General features: G+C 70.6%; 11 protein-coding genes and 1 pseudogene. 5 read left to right on the top strand and 7 right to left on the bottom strand.

Features of this window, described 5'->3' with window-relative positions:
• The first annotated feature begins 40 nt into the window (after positions 1-40).
• Positions 41-1,240: a 4-hydroxybenzoate 3-monooxygenase gene (locus RM704_RS21440; protein ID WP_033526286.1), complete on the top strand. Its 1,200-nt coding sequence runs from the start codon at positions 41-43 to the stop codon at positions 1,238-1,240.
• 73 nt (positions 1,241-1,313) lie between these two features.
• Here the strand turns inward: RM704_RS21440 and RM704_RS21435 are convergent, their stop codons facing one another.
• On the bottom strand, positions 1,314-1,676 hold the full coding sequence (locus RM704_RS21435) for a DUF6479 family protein (protein ID WP_033526285.1): 363 nt from the start codon (positions 1,674-1,676) through the stop codon (positions 1,314-1,316).
• A 172-nt stretch (positions 1,677-1,848) separates the two neighbouring features.
• On the opposite strand from RM704_RS21435, the gene RM704_RS21430 reads away from it, so the two are divergent.
• From RM704_RS21430 to RM704_RS21415, 4 genes are all read left to right on the top strand, one after another.
• On the top strand, positions 1,849-2,226 hold the full coding sequence (locus tag RM704_RS21430; RefSeq protein WP_033526372.1) for a four-helix bundle copper-binding protein: 378 nt from the start codon (positions 1,849-1,851) through the stop codon (positions 2,224-2,226).
• Between the two features lie 118 nt (positions 2,227-2,344).
• Positions 2,345-3,523: an acyl-CoA dehydrogenase family protein gene (locus tag RM704_RS21425; RefSeq protein WP_033526284.1), complete on the top strand. Its 1,179-nt coding sequence runs from the start codon at positions 2,345-2,347 to the stop codon at positions 3,521-3,523.
• A 697-nt stretch (positions 3,524-4,220) separates the two neighbouring features.
• Positions 4,221-6,524 carry an alpha-L-fucosidase gene (locus RM704_RS21420; RefSeq protein WP_078937030.1) on the top strand — a complete coding sequence of 768 codons (2,304 nt, stop codon included), beginning with the start codon at positions 4,221-4,223 and terminating at the stop codon, positions 6,522-6,524.
• 455 nt (positions 6,525-6,979) lie between these two features.
• Positions 6,980-7,447, top strand: coding sequence for a TetR/AcrR family transcriptional regulator C-terminal domain-containing protein (locus RM704_RS21415; protein WP_438828938.1), 468 nt, complete (start codon positions 6,980-6,982; stop codon positions 7,445-7,447).
• Between the two features lie 13 nt (positions 7,448-7,460).
• On the opposite strand, the gene RM704_RS21410 is transcribed toward RM704_RS21415, so the two are convergent.
• The 6 genes and pseudogenes from RM704_RS21410 to RM704_RS21390 all read right to left on the bottom strand — a co-directional run bounded on the left by RM704_RS21410 (position 7,461) and on the right by RM704_RS21390 (position 14,297).
• Entirely contained in the window at positions 7,461-7,595 is a 135-nt protein-coding gene (locus RM704_RS21410; protein ID WP_311591030.1) for a hypothetical protein, read from the bottom strand.
• Between the two features lie 209 nt (positions 7,596-7,804).
• Entirely contained in the window at positions 7,805-8,113 is a 309-nt protein-coding gene (locus RM704_RS21405) for a type 2 periplasmic-binding domain-containing protein (protein WP_052145930.1), read from the bottom strand.
• Between the two features lie 59 nt (positions 8,114-8,172).
• Positions 8,173-8,547 (bottom strand): aromatic-ring hydroxylase C-terminal domain-containing protein, encoded by a 375-nt coding sequence (locus RM704_RS45610; protein WP_438828937.1) that lies wholly within the window; start codon positions 8,545-8,547, stop codon positions 8,173-8,175.
• Between the two features lie 182 nt (positions 8,548-8,729).
• A pseudogene (locus RM704_RS45605) lies at positions 8,730-8,894 on the bottom strand (FAD-dependent monooxygenase); the annotation flags it as partial.
• Between the two features lie 35 nt (positions 8,895-8,929).
• The gene (locus tag RM704_RS21395; protein ID WP_052145929.1) at positions 8,930-10,363 is read right to left on the bottom strand and encodes a polysaccharide deacetylase family protein; all 1,434 of its coding nucleotides are present in this window, start codon (positions 10,361-10,363) and stop codon (positions 8,930-8,932) included.
• A 157-nt stretch (positions 10,364-10,520) separates the two neighbouring features.
• On the bottom strand, positions 10,521-14,297 hold the full coding sequence (locus RM704_RS21390; protein ID WP_033526282.1) for an nSTAND1 domain-containing NTPase: 3,777 nt from the start codon (positions 14,295-14,297) through the stop codon (positions 10,521-10,523).
• Positions 14,298-14,324 lie beyond the last annotated feature (27 nt).

Raw genomic sequence — 14,324 nt, 5'->3', positions numbered from 1 at the left:
GGTCGGGACACGGCTCGTCCTCAACGACGAGGAGTACTCAATGCACACCACCGTCGGCATCATCGGCGGCGGCCCCGCGGGGCTGCTGCTGGCCCGCCTGCTGCACAACGCGGGAATCGACAGTGTGGTTCTGGAGCGCAAGGACCGCACCTATGTCGAGCAGCGCCAGCGCGCCGGAATCCTGGAGCAGGCCACCGTCGACGTCCTGCGCTCCGCCGGGGCGGGCGCACGGCTGGACGCCGAGGGCATTCCCCACGACGGTATCGAGCTGCGCTTCGGCGGCCGAGCCCACCGCGTCGACTTCCCGGAGCTGACCGGCGGCCGCCGGGTCTGGGTCTACGCCCAGACCGAGGTGGTCAAGGACCTCATCGCCCTCCAGCTCACCGAGGGCGGACCCCTGCTGTTCGAGGCGGAGGTGCGGGCGGTGGAGGGGGCCGACACCGACCGGCCCGTGATCCGGTACACCCACGAGGGCCGCGAGCAGACGCTGACCTGCGACTACGTGGTCGGGTGCGACGGTTTCCACGGCGTGGCGCGGGACGCGGTCCCCGAGGGGGTGCGGACGTCGTACGAGCGGACCTATCCCTACTCCTGGCTGGGCATCCTCGCCGACGCCCCGCCCGTCTACGAGGAGCTGATCTACGCCCACTCCGAGCGCGGCTTCGCGCTGGCGAGCATGCGGTCGCCGTCCGTCAGCCGCCTCTACCTCCAGGTCCCGAACGGCACCGACCCGGCCGACTGGTCCGACGAACGGATCTGGGACGAACTGGACGCCCGGTTCGCGCTCACCGCCCACCCCGGCTGGCGCCTCAAGCGGGGGCCGATCACGTCCAAGGCGGTCCTGCCGATGCGCAGCCACGTCACCGAGCCGATGCGTCACGGCCGGCTCTTCCTGGCCGGGGACGCCGCCCACATCGTGCCGCCCACCGGCGCCAAGGGCCTCAACCTGGCCGCCACCGACGTCATCGTGCTCGCCCGCGCCTTCGCCCGGTACAAGGAGACCGGCTCGACCGACCTGCTCGACGCCTACTCCGACACCTGTCTGCGCCGAGTCTGGCGGGCCGAGCACTTCTCCTACTTCATGACCACGACCCTCCACGCCGACCCGGGGCAGTCCCCGTTCGAGACCCGGCTCCAGCTCTCCCAGCTCGACCGCGTCGCCACCTCACGGCACGCCGCGGCCGAACTCGCCGAGAACTACACGGGGCTGCCGCTCGACGCCGGTCTCCAGTCGCCGTGAGTCCCGGGGCCGCGCGCAGCTGTGGGCGCTCCCCCTGCTCGCGGCAGGGGGAGCGCCCGAGGAGCTGTCGGTGTCAGTGGGCGCCGAGACCGCCGCTGCCGAAACCGCCGCTGCTGTTCTTGCTCCAGCGCGGCCGCTTCTTGTCCGGGCTCGGCCGGGTCCCCTGGTTGCCGTGTACCTCGTACGGGGTCAGCCGGCGGTCGCTCTGGGGGATCTCGTCCGGTTCGCGGAGCAGTCGCTCCTCGTGAACAGGGCCCCCCTCGGGGATCCGGGGCTGCTCGTCGGGGCGCGGGCGGCGCGGCTCGCGGGCGCGTACGCGAGCGCCCAGCCAGAGTGCGCCGATCAGCATGGCCACCACCACGACGCCTGCCAGGAACGGTGCGATACCGCCCAGTACGCTGCGCTCTGCGGCTATATCAGTCCATTCCATGTTCATATGGGATGAATACCCCCAATATGTCGAGTGAACCGGCCCCGTTTCGCACGAGCGGTCCGGGAGCGGACGGGTGCCCAGCCTCGCGCCGGGGGAAACGGAATCAGGCGAACCGCGTGCGGGGCGGGCGTCGCGCCCCGTGTTTGGTGGGGGCGCCTCCGGCTACCCGCCCGGGGTGACCTCGACGACGACATCCCACCAGGAACTCATCCGGTTCCTAGAGGACCGCTTCGCGTGTGCGCAGGCCTGCACCGAGTGTGCGCGTGCGTGCGCGCTGCGGGCGAGCCTCGCCGATCCGGACGGCCCCGAAGACCAGGAGAAGATGCGCCGCAAGGGCATCATGTGCGCGGAGGTGTGCGACGCCACGTGCAGGGTGCTCTCCGAGCAGACCAGCCTCGACGAGGCTGCCATCCGCCTCCAGGTGGAGTGGTGCCGGACCGTCGCCCTGGAATGCGCCCGCGTCTTCGACGACACCCCCGGCGCCGAGGACGGCGCCAAGTCCTGCCGCGAGTGCGCCCAGGCCTGCACGGACTTCCTCGCCATCCTCCGCTGATCCGCTGCGTGGTACCCGGCCGTGCCGAGAAAGGAGGCCGCCCCCGCCTGTTCCCAATTACTGGAACACGTTCTAGCGTGTGCGCCGTCAGGTCGGCCTTGGGGAGCCTGGAGGCGCCGTGCACCTCGAATACACGCCCGAGCAGCAGCGGTTGCGCACGGAACTGCGCGCCTACTTCGCCGAGTTGGTCCCGGACGGCGCCAACACCCGTCATGCCGACCCCGCGGCCCAGAAGCGTTTCTACCGCCAGACCATCCGCCGCCTCGGCGGCGACGGCTGGCTCGGCGTGGGCTGGCCCGAGGAGTACGGCGGACGCGGCCTGACCGCCATCGAACAGTTCATCTTCTTCGACGAGGCCGCCCAGGCCGGCGTCCCCCTGCCGCTGATGGCGCTCAACACCGTCGGGCCGACGATCATGCAGTACGGCACGGAGGAGCAGAAGTCCTACTTCCTGCCGCGCGTCCTCTCCGGTGAGATCGACTTCGCGATCGGCTACAGCGAACCCGACGCCGGCACGGACCTGGCGTCGCTGAGGACCCGCGCGGTCCGGGACGGCGACGAGTACGTCGTCAACGGACAGAAGATCTGGACCACCAACGGCGACACGGCCGACTGGGTGTGGCTGGCGACCCGCACCGACCCCGACGCACCGCCCCACAAGGGCATCACGATGCTTCTCGTCCCGACCACGGAACCCGGCTACTCCTGCACCCTCATCAACACCCTTGCCTCCCACGACACCACCGCCAGCTACTACGAGAACATCCGCGTCCCCGTCTCCCGTCGCGTCGGCGAGGAGAACCAGGGCTGGCGGCTGATCACCAACCAGCTCAACCACGAACGCGTCACCCTCGCCGCCCACGGCACCATGGCCATCCGCTCCCTGCACAACGTCCAGCGCTGGGCCATGGAGACGAAACTCGCCGACGGCAGCCGAGTCGTCGATCTTCCCTGGGTGCGCCGCCGCCTGGCCCAGACCCACACGAAGCTCGACGCCCTCAAGCTCCTCAACTGGCGCATGGTCAGCGCCGTCCAGAACGGCACCCTCACCCCGCAGGACGCCTCCGCCGTCAAGGTCTACGGCTCCGAGGCCCGCCGCGACGCCTACGCCTGGCTCATGGAGATCGTGGCCGCCGCCGGCGCCCTCAAGGAGGGCTCGGCCGGAGCGGTCCTCCACGGCGAACTCGAACGCGGCTACCGCTCGGCCGTCATCTTCACCTTCGGCGGCGGCAACAACGAGATCCAGCGCGAGATCATCTCGTGGATCGGCCTGGGGATGCCTCGGGTGCGGCGTTAGCCTGCGGTGACGAGGATTTTCAGTTGGCACAAAAGAGGGATGGTCGACCGCCGCCGTGGGCGGGCACCAAGGCTCCCGTGGTGTCGGTGAACTGCGTCCCGTCGGTGACCTGGGCGGCTTGCGCGGGGGAGCTGTTGATGAGCAGTGCGGACACATTTCGTGAGGCGGGGAAGGGCCGGGGCGGGCGAAAATTCGTGGGGCCGATCCGCGGACGGCCGGCGGACCGGGGCGAGGGCACGGTCGACCGTGTCGGCGCGGTGTGAATTGTTGGGTTGTGTGCGGCTCCGTCGGGGGACGCTAGAGGTGCACGTCGCACTTCGTCAATGATCCGGACGGGATCGGCGGTGCCGGCCGGAGGCTTGCGGGCCGGGTGGAGCGGCGAGAGACATCTCACTGCCCCTGGTGCACTGAACATCCTATGTTTGATGGACGAGGCAGCCTGTGCGGTCAGGTATTGCCTTCTGATCAGGATTTTCTCCCCTGGCTCTGGACACAGTCAGGCCACGTGCTCGTTAATACATCCGATGTCATCCAAGCGGACTGCACGCTGCCGAGCGGCTCCCCTGCACCCGCCACCTGTGGGTGAACATCCCATCCGTTCGGCCCGGATGCTGAGCCGCGAACGGTCCGTGCCGCGGACCGATGAGGAGAGATCGAGTTGTCAGAGTCGCTCACTCGACGAAGCATGCTTGCCGGCATGGCGGCCATGACGGTTGCCGCCGCCATTACCCCGACACTGGCGATACCTGCCCACGCTGCCACCACCTCCGGTGAGCCGCTGCCGCTCCCGCCCCTGCGCATTCCCAAGCTCGACATGGGCGTCGAGCAGCAGTCCAACGAGAAGATCCAGTGGATGCAGGATGCCAAGCTCGGCATGTTCATCCACTGGGGTCCCTACTCCGGCCCGGCCAAGGGCGAGTGGTACATGGAGAACGCCGCCATCACCCCGGAGAACTACAAGAAGTACGTCACCGACGCCACGAACGAGCAGTTCACCGGCAGCGCCTACGACCCGGCCGACTGGGCGCAACTGGCCAAGGACATGGGCGCGAAGTACACGGTCCTCACGACCCGCCACCACGACGGGTTCGCTCTGTGGCCTTCCACCCACGCCAACGCCTGGCACTCCGGGCAGGCACCGCTGCAGAAGGACTTCGTCGGCCAGTACGTGACCGCCGTGCGCGATGCCGGGCTGAAGGTGGGACTGTACTTCTCGCCGCTGAGCTGGCGCTACCCCGGCTATTACGACGTCAACGGCACCAACTGCCTGCCCAACAAGTGGGGCTATGTCACCGATCCCGCGCACAAGGAGAACGCGCGGATCATGAAAGACGAGGTGTACCAGCAGGTCAAGGAGCTGGTTACGCAGTACGGCAAGATCGACGACATCTGGTGGGACGGCGGCTGGCTGGGCCAGCGGGGCTCCGACAGGGACGCCGCGTTCTTCTGGGAGCCCGGCAAGTTCCGCGACACCGCCAACGAGTGGCCGGTGGACTCCGCCTCCGGCGACACCGACACCGCCACCGGCAAGCCGCTGGGCCTGACCGGCCTGGTGCGCAAGTACCAGCCGGACGCGGTCACCACTCTGCGCTCGGGCTGGATCGGCGACTTCGCCAGCGAGGAAGGCCCTTCCGTGCCGTCCGGTGCGATCCGTACCGGCAAGGTGGCGGAGAAGTGCTTCACCATCGGCGGCGCCTGGGGCTACAAGGCCGGCACCAGCGTCATGAGCTTCGGCACGGCCATGAACATCCTGGTCAACGCCTGGATTCGCAACATCACCTGCCTGGTCAACGTCGGTCCTGACCGTACCGGCGTGGTCCCCACCGCCCAGGCCGACCTGGTGCGCCGGATCGGTTCCTTCATGACCACCTGCGGGGAGGCCGTCTACGGAACCACCGGCGGCCCCTGGCAGCCTCTCGACGGCAAGTACGGCTACACCTACAAGGGCAGCACCTTCTACGTCCACCTGCTGCCCGGCTACAGCGGCACCTCCTTCACCACCCCGTCCATCGGGGACGCGAACGTGACCCGGGTCTTCGACGTCGCCTCGGGCACCGACCTGTCGTACACCGTCGGCTCGGACGGCAGGGTGACGATCACCGGGATCAACCGCACCCGCATCCCCGAGGACGGCGTGGTCGGCGTGACCCTGGACCGGACCGTGCAGCCGACCGACATCGCGGTGGGCAAGACCGCCACCGCGAGCAGTGAGGAGTCCTCCAAGGGCAACACCGCGGCCAAGGCCGTCGACGGCTCCACCACCACCCGCTGGTGTGCCAACAACGGCAACACCGGGAACTGGCTGAAGGTGGACCTGGGAGCGACCAAGTCCCTCACCGGCGCCCGTATCGCATGGGAGCTGGACGCCACCAACTACCGCTACCGCGTCGAGGGCTCCACCGACAACAGCACCTGGACCACCCTCGTCGACCGCACCGACACCACCAGCACCAGCCAGGTGCAGACCGTCGTGCTCAGTGCCCAGGCGCGGTACGTACGGGTGACGGTCACCGGCCTGCCCACCGGGGTCTGGGCGTCCATCCGCAACCTGGAGCTCTACGACCGGCCCTTCACCGCGGACCTGGGCACCTACAAGCTGGTGAACCGCAAGAGCGGCAAGGTGCTGGACGTCAACGGCGCCTCCAGCACCGACGGCGCCGCCATCATCCAGTGGCCCTCGACCGGCGGCACCAACCAGCAGTGGAAGCTGCTGCCGAACACCGACGGCTCCTACCGGCTGTCCAACGTCCGCAGCGGCAAACTCCTGGAGAGTCCGGGCAGTTCCGCGCAGGGCGCGCAGCTGGACCAGTGGGCCGACACCGGCTCCGGCAACCAGTGGTGGAAGCTGGTCGCCGCGACCAGCGGCTACTACCGGCTCGTCAACGTCGGCAACGGATGGTGCGCCGACGTCAAGGATGCCTCCATCGCGGACGGCGCCCAGGTCATCCAGTGGCCCTCGACCAGCGGCTCCAACCAGGAATGGCAGCTCATCGCCCTGTAGTCGTCCTGTGGACGGCGTCCAGTGAGGGACCGGTGCCGCCGCATTGCGGCACCGGTCCCTCGCCACGGTCGGGCACACTCCTTGCGCCCTCTTCTCACCTCGTGGGCCCGGACCGGAGCCGGCGCGACCAGCCCCTCCGATCTTCCGCCCGACCGCAGACAGTTCTAGACGACCGCGGCTTTGGCGGCCGGAGTCGTCGCGCTGCCCGGCGTGTTGGCCGGCAAGGTTCATCGCACTGCGGGACCGGCGCTTCACCAGCCTGCACCTACGTCGAGTGCTGGGAGAATGATCAGACTCGTCGTCGGATCGCTGGTCTTCATATCGGTTACGGTGTTGCTGTTATGGCAGTTTGAGGAGGTGGGACGTTCCGTGGCAGAACCTGTTCCTGCGCGGGTTCGGGCACGGCGACGCCGTATCGGCACTTCGACAACCGGGCGGCCCTGATCGCTCAAGTCGTGGACCGTGTTCGGCGTCGTGGAGCTGAACGGCGACGAGCTCCTCGCGATGGGCTGGGAGCGGGCGCTGCGGACGTCGCGCACGCCATGTTCGACGCCTTGGCCCGGCACCGGAACGCGACGCGCTTGATGGTCGAGCAGATTCCGCTGGGGCCGAACGCCATGGCGCTGCGGGAGAGCTGTGTCGCGGTGTTGCTCGACAGTGGTTTCCCGCCGCGAGTTGCCGCGTACACGTACGCGACTCTGGCCCGCTACGTCCTCGGGTTCGCCGTACAGGTCAACGGGCATGGCGGCGCAGGACCACCCGACGACACACAGGCGGAGGCCGCCTTTCGGAGTGTGGATCCGGACCTGTTCCCGGCCACCGTCGCCGTTGCCGGGGTGATGCCGGTTCCGATCGAGGACGAGTTCTCATTCGGCCTCGACCTGCTTCCCAGCGGGCTTGCCCGCCTGCGCGACGAGGTCTGACCGAGCGACGTGATCACTCGGACGAGTTCTGGAAGCGGACCGCCCCCTTCGGGCAGATGCGCTCCGCGGTCAGTGGCAGCTCCATGGAGATGAGCATGTCCCGGTAACGCTCCGCCAGTTGGGAAGGGAGCTTTCTGCTGAAAACCACCGCTCCCGGAAGTAGCCGGACCCGATCCGCCGCACATGGCGCGACCAGCGCAGCGGTACCGCGTTCTCCGGTGCCACCGTCACCCCGATCCCCCCGACCGCGAACAGGAGCGCGGCCGACACCTGGCCCGTGCGCGCCACGGCACGCGGAGTGAACCCGAAGTGGCCCGCCAGGCGGTCCACCACTTCGCTCATGCCCAGTTCCGGTTCCTAGAGCACCCAGTCGGCAGCGGCAAGTTCGGCCGGGCTCGCCGATGCGCCCGGCGGGTACTCGGCGTAGCCGATCACCACCATCTCCTCGTACCCGAGGGAATGGACCGGCCCTTCCCAGAGGTGCGGTCGTGGACCGACCGCGATGTCGCCCTGCCCGCCGCGCACGGCCTCCTCCAGGTCCCGGCGGCGTGAGTAGTCGTGCAGCCGCAGGCGGTCACCGTCGATGAGGGCATCGGCGTGCTCGGCGTCCGGACGGCCCGGCACCATCGTGATGACCTGCGCACCGCGCAGCAGTACGCGGCTCATGCGGTGGACCTCCAGCCGGGGGAGGTGTGGCTGTGCTGGGACATGGTGCGGCTCCTTGCTCACGGCGTCATTGCCCGCGCGGCGGATTGTGTGGTGGTGAGGAAGTCCCGGACGGCGATGTGCCCGATGTAGCCGTCGGGACGGATCAGCACCAGCGTGTCGCCGTCCAAGCCGTAGGCGTCATTCAGCGTGTTCTCAGGGTCGGAAAGGGTGAGGTTGTCGGCGGCACGCGCCCCGACCGCCAGCCGCTTCAGCTGAGCGCCGGCTGTCGGCCAGGCGAGCGCTGCGAGGTCGCGGGCGGCACCCGCGCCGTAGGCGAGGGCGGTGAAGTGCGGCCCGCGGCAGACGTCGAACAGCCGGGTTCCGGTCCCGTCGGCGCGGAGCAGCTCGGCGTCCGGGGCGCGGTCGCCCACGCGCAGCGACGAGGTACGCATGCCGTCGGCGGGTGCGAGCGGACCGCCGTAGTAGTCAGGGCGAGTTGCTGCTCGTCCTTGCCCCGCTTCATGCTCGACGGGTCGAGCTTGGCGATGCCTCCCCACTTCGCGGTGGACAGGCCCAGGACCCCGGCGGCGATCGGCTGCCTTTCCGCCTCGTAGGTGTCCAGCAGTGCCGCGCTCGCGCCGGCGAGCGCCTGACTGATTTTCCAGCCGAGGCTGTAGCCGTCCTGGATGCCGGTGTTCAGGCCCTGGGCGCCGGCCGGGGTGTGGACGTGCGCGGCGTCGCCGACGAGGAAGACGCGTCCTCGGCCGCGAGGGTGGAAGGGGTCTGGTCCCTGTCCCAGCGATTTCGGCGTACGGCGCTGAGGGCGTCGGGCGCTCAGAGGGTGGCTCGCAAGTGGCTGACGGTGACGAAGTGGTAGCCGCGGGCGGTCAGCGTGCGCAGGATCCGCGGGACCGCGGCGACCGAGGTGGGATGGATGTCGTGCATGAGGACGACGTCGTTGCGCTGCGCCTTGTCGATGACGCTCTGGGCGACCTTGTCGGCGTCGCGGTACTTCCAGTCCTCGGTGTCCACGTCCCACAGCACGGGCGAGAGCGTGGTCGCGGCCTTCACCTGCGCGTTGACCGCGCCGTAGGGCGGGCGGAAGAGGGTGGGGGCCTTGCCGGTGGCGGCCTTGATGGCGGCGCTGGTGCGGTTGAGCTGGGAGGCCACCTGCTCGGGGGTGAGCTTGGTGAGATCGGGGTGGTTCCAGGAGTGGTTGCCGACCTCGTGTCCGGCGCGGGCCTCGGCGCGGACCAGCTCGCGGTGGGCGGCGACGTTCTGGCCGACGGTGAAGAAGGTGGCGCGCGCGTTGTACCGCGCCAGGGAGGTCAGCAGGGTCGCGGTCTCCGGCGCCGCCGGTCCGTCGTCGAAGGTCAGCGCGATGCACGTGACCTTCTTGCAGTCGGTGTCGTCGTCGCCGGAGGCGGTGTGGGTGGGGACGGCCGGTGCGGGGGTGTGCGCCGCGCCCAGGTCGAGCGAACGGCTGGGCGTCATGGTCTGCTGCTGGACACGCTGTCCGAACGCGGACAGCCAGGGGGTGATCGTCTCCTTGGGGAGGGCCACCAGGTAGGTTCCGGCGGGCGGGACACCCACCTCGCCGCGGTCGAAGGTGACGCGCAGTCCACCGTCGGTGGTGAAGGCCATGTCGTCCAGGGCGGCGGTGCGGGAGGCCGGGTCGGAGAACGTGGCGTCGAGGGCGGTGGCGTCGATGCCTTCGCGCCCCTTGAGCTGATCCTTCAACGCGGCGATGAAGGCGTCCCGGGAGCCGTCGGCGACGAGGCCGAGAGCCGTGCGGTATGCGCCGGCCTTGCCGTCGTACCAGTACGTCCTGGTTGACAGCCCGGACCCGGCGCCACTGTGGTCGTGGGTGCTGAGCCGGACGCCCAGGACGTCGCCGGACGCGACCAGGAACTGATGGCTGACGTTGAGTTCGAGGCCTTTCCCGCCGCCCTCGCACGCTCCCGAACGGAAGCCGGTCAGGCGCTCGTCCACGTCCTTCTTCATCGCGGCCGTCATCGCCTCCGCCCCGGGCACGTCCGGATAGCTCGTCGCGAAGGGGCAGGAGCTCTGCTCGCTGCTGTCGCTGACGATCTCCAGCCCGTTGATCTTCGACGGATCGACGCTGCGGACCGGTGAGGGGGCGGGGGCGGCGCCGGGTCGGGCGTCGGATGCCGTACCCGAGGAGCCGTCCGATCCGGACGAGCAGGCCGCCGTGAAGGAGAGGGCGCCGAGCAGAAGGAACGAGGGGACGAGGGCGTGAGTGCGCATGAGACCAGAACCTGACTGAGGGGATGTCCGGACGCCGCCGACGGGACGCCGCGGTCGTTCTGGTCACCGATCGTCCAGGTCAGAGGCGTTTTTCAGCGACGCACAGAGCCACCCTGAACAATCCGCTCCCCAGGCGTTTCTTCCGCTTTCAGCAACTTCATCCCCTTTTGGCGCACGCGTTCTCGTACGGCGCGTCAGGGACATAGGTCCGCCACTGCGCCTCGGTCAGTCCGCCGCCGGCACGGGCGCAGATGGCGCTGACGGCCTGGTCCGGTGCGATGGCGAGACGCTGGAGCGGTACGTGGGGGCCACCGACGTAGACCGTGCCGCCGTCCTCGGCGAAGGCGAGGGAGCGGATCTCGTCGCCGGACGTGGGCAGGTCCGTCCCGAGGAGCTGCTGTCCCTCGGTGTCCCACAGCCGCAGGGTCCCGTGCGTGCCGCCCACGGCCAGCGTGCCGCCGTCGGAGGAGAAGGCGAGCGCCCCCACCGCCTCCGGCTCGCCCTGAGAGGCCGTGTCGGAGGTACCGGTCAGCGCACCCGTACGGTGACGGACCTCGCCGTCCCACAGCGTGACGTGCCCGGTGGAGTCACCGACGGCGAGCCGGGTGCCGTCGGGGCTGAACGCCAGCGCGGTGACCTGCCGGCCGTCGGCGAGCGCGCGCCCGGTGACGTTTCCGGTTCCCGGATCGGCGTACTGGTCGTCCGAGCTCACGAGCAGACGCCCGTCCGGCCGCGCGGCCAGTTCCTCCCCGGAGAGGCCACGCACGGTCCCGGACCGCCGGTGGTCGCCGGTGTCCCAGACTTCCGTCGTGTAGTTGTCGGAGGTGGCGCGGACGGTCAGCAGCGTGCGGCCGCCGGGCCCCAGGGCGAGGGCGACGGCCGGGCGGTCGGCCGCGCCGGAGGTGTCGAAGGATGTACGGACCCGGTGCGTCCGTACATCCCACACGGTGGCGCGCAGCCGCAGCGAGCCGTGCGAGGACACGGTGTCGGCGACAGCCAGCGTGCCGCCGTCCGGGCTGAAGGCGAGCCGGGGGACGTTCTCGTCGGACATGCTCGGCAGCGCGCCGAGCGTCGAGTGGGCCAGGACGCCATCTGTGCGCGTGGAGCGCAGCTCGAGGCGGTAGTCGCTGCCGGACCGGGTGACGACGGCCAGGGTCGCGCCGTCCGGGCTGAGCACGCTCGCGTCGGCCGGAGTGCTCTGCCACCGCGGGGTGAGGCGGTCGGCCAGGTCGAAGGTGTGGACCGTGGCGCCGTCGAGGTAGCGCAGGAGACGAGGCTCGCCCGGGTCCCAGGTCAGCCCGGTGGCCTCGTCCTTGGAGAGCGGTCGGCGGAAGACCTGTGTGCCCCCGGTGGCCAGTCGCCATACGGCGAGTTCGTGGTCGTCCGCCGTGGCCAGGAACTCGCCGTCGGGGGAGAGCGCGGCCTGGGTGAAGCCGGTGACCCCGCCACTGGCGAAGTCGGCGAGCGCGCGTCCGCTGCGCACGTCCCAGACCATGACAGCCGTGCCGTAGGCGGCGGTCAGCCGCCTGCCGTCCGCGCTGAACCGCAGCAGACGCGAGCCGTTGTCCGCGCCGGAGCCGGTGCCGCACAAGGTCTTGTCCGCCTTCTCCCAGGCTCCCGGCAGGCGCTTGGCTGCGGCGGTGTCCCACAACTGGAGCGGCCCTTCGGCGGGACAGAGGGCGAGCAGACGGCCGCCTGGGCCGACGGCCGCCGAAGAGAGGGTGCGCGCGAGGCCGGTGCTGAAGAGGACCTTGCTGTCGTCCGTCCGGTGCAGCCGCACCGCGCCCGGGCCGTCCGTCGGCCCGGTGAGATACGCGCTGCCGTCGGGCGCGCTGCCCCGCAACGAGGCTTCGCCCAGTTCGGCCGCGGATCTGCCCAGCGGGAGGTTCCACAGCTGTTCGCCTCCGTCCGGCCCGAGGACGTCGAGGAACCGGGAGCCGGGACCGACGTCGCCCACCTCTGTCCCGCTCGGCAGGTGGTAGGTGGCGGTGAGCCTGCGGGCGGCCACGTTCCGGGCGGTCACGGTGTGGCCGTCGACGCTGAGCAGGGTCCGGCCGCCGTCGGTGAGGAAACGCCGGACGTCCTTTCCGGTCCGCGGGTCGGTGAAGGCGTCTCGGTCCGGCTGCGCCAAGGCGCCCAGCAGCGCCGAGCGGGACTCGGTGAGCGGAGCGATCCGCCACGCGGCGACCCCGAGCAGGGCGGCGGTGCGCGGATCGGTCGAGCGCAGACTGTCGGCCACCGTGGCCAGGCGCCGGGCGGCGGCCTTGGCGGCCTCTGCCTCGCTCACCCGGTCGCGCTGCCAGGCCACCAGGCCGGCGGCCAGCGCAAGGACGAGGAACACGGACAGACCGACAGCCAGGGAACGCGTCCGTCGCGCAGCGCGGGTCTCGGCCTCCCGCTCCGTCTTCCGGGCCGTGAGGGAAGCGGTGAGGAAGGACCGCTCCAGGCCTGTGAGATCGTCGTCCGACGGCTCCGGCCGGTCCTCGTTCTCCGGCCGGTCCTCGTTCTCCGGCCGGTCCTCGTTCTCCTGCCGGGCGAACAGCTCCTCGGCCTGGTCCAGCCGCGTGCCCCGGTACAGCGCGCCGGGGTCGCCTCCCAGCTCCTCCCAGCCACGAGCCGCCTCGCCGAGCCGGCGCTGCGCGCGCAGTCGGTCCCGGCCCTCTTCGATCCACCCGGCGAGGCGTGGCCAGCCGGTGATCAGCGCCTCGTGCGCGAGCTCCACCGTGTCGCCGTCCAGGGTGACCAGACGGGCGGCGGCGAGGCGTTCCAGCGCATCCCGCGCACCGCTGCCGAGTTCGGCGCGGGACGCCGGACGGCGCGTGTCGGCCGTGCTGTCGCCGGGCGCGATCAGCCGCAGCAGGATGCGCCGAGCGGCACGGCTCTGCTCCGCCGACAGCCCTCCGTACACGTCCTCGGCGGTGGCGGCGATCGCACCGCGTACGCCACCCGTCTCCTCGTACGCCGCCAGGGTCAGCAGCCGTCCCCGGCGACGGTGCCAGGTCTCCAGCAAGGCGTGGGAGAGCATGGGCAGCGCACCCTGCTGGTCGACGACCTCGTCGATGATCCGGGCGGTGAGAGCGCGTTCCACGTTCAGGGCGGCGGAGGCGGCCGGGCCGGTGATCACCTCGCGCAGCTCGTCCGCGCTCATGGGCCCGACCAGCAGATTGGCCCGGGAGACGGCCTCGGCCAGCTCACGGTGGCCGGCGCAGTGGCCGTAGAAGTCGCCGCGGACCGCGATCACCACACGCAGTCGGCTCTCCGGCCGTCGGGCCGAAAGCAGCAGGTCCAGGAACCGGTCGCGTTCCGCGCGGTCCCCGCAGAGGGTGAACAGCTCCTCGAACTGATCGACGATCACCCAGGTCTCCCCGTCGTCGCGCGGAACGAGCGCCTTCTGGTGCGTGCGCGCGGGCCGATTCCCCGGGGTCAGCACGCGGACCACCGCCGGCCGCTGCTCACCCGCCGCCTGGCGCAACCGCGGAATCAGTCCCGCCCGCAGCAGCGACGACTTGCCGCTGCCGGACGGTCCGAACACCGCCGCGAACCGGTGCTCGCGCACCAGCTCCACCAGGTCGGCGACGAGCGTCTCCCGGCCGAAGAACAGATCGCTGTCGCCCGGCTCGAAACGGGCCAAGCCCCGGTACGGCGGCCTCTCGTGCGGCGCGGGCACCCGGACCTCGGCGTCCGTCTCCCGCCAACGCCGTTCCCACTCGTCCGGGTCGGCGTCCAGCGCCTCGGCGTACGCCCGCACCACCGCCAGGGACGGCAGCTGGTCACCGGCTGCGGCCTGGGACATCGCGGTGATGGAGTAGCCCGCCCGCTTGGCCATCTCCCGGTACGGCGGCTTACCGGCCTTCTCCCGAAGGAGCCGCAGATCGTGCGCGAACCGCTGGATGGGACCGGCGTCGGGGTCGACCGGCTTCTCACGTCGTCCCACCGGGACACCTTTCACATGCATTGACCC

The organism is Streptomyces gottesmaniae, assembly GCF_031845845.1.
Taxonomy (GTDB): domain Bacteria; phylum Actinomycetota; class Actinomycetes; order Streptomycetales; family Streptomycetaceae; genus Streptomyces; species Streptomyces akebiae.
Note: the sequence above shows the minus strand (reverse complement) of the source record. Positions and strands in the feature narration are given on the sequence as shown.

Excerpts from the sequence above, each read along its gene's own strand:
- RM704_RS21395 (WP_052145929.1), bottom strand. The coding sequence starts at position 10,363 with ATGCGCACTCACGCCCTCGTCCCCTCGTTCCTTCTGCTCGGCGCCCTC.
- RM704_RS21435 (WP_033526285.1), bottom strand. The coding sequence starts at position 1,676 with ATGAACATGGAATGGACTGATATAGCCGCAGAGCGCAGCGTACTGGGC.
- RM704_RS45610 (WP_438828937.1), bottom strand. The coding sequence starts at position 8,547 with ATGCGTACCTCGTCGCTGCGCGTGGGCGACCGCGCCCCGGACGCCGAG.
- RM704_RS21405 (WP_052145930.1), bottom strand. The coding sequence starts at position 8,113 with ATGAGCCGCGTACTGCTGCGCGGTGCGCAGGTCATCACGATGGTGCCG.
- RM704_RS21420 (WP_078937030.1), top strand. The coding sequence starts at position 4,221 with ATGGCGGCCATGACGGTTGCCGCCGCCATTACCCCGACACTGGCGATA.
- RM704_RS21440 (WP_033526286.1), top strand. The coding sequence starts at position 41 with ATGCACACCACCGTCGGCATCATCGGCGGCGGCCCCGCGGGGCTGCTG.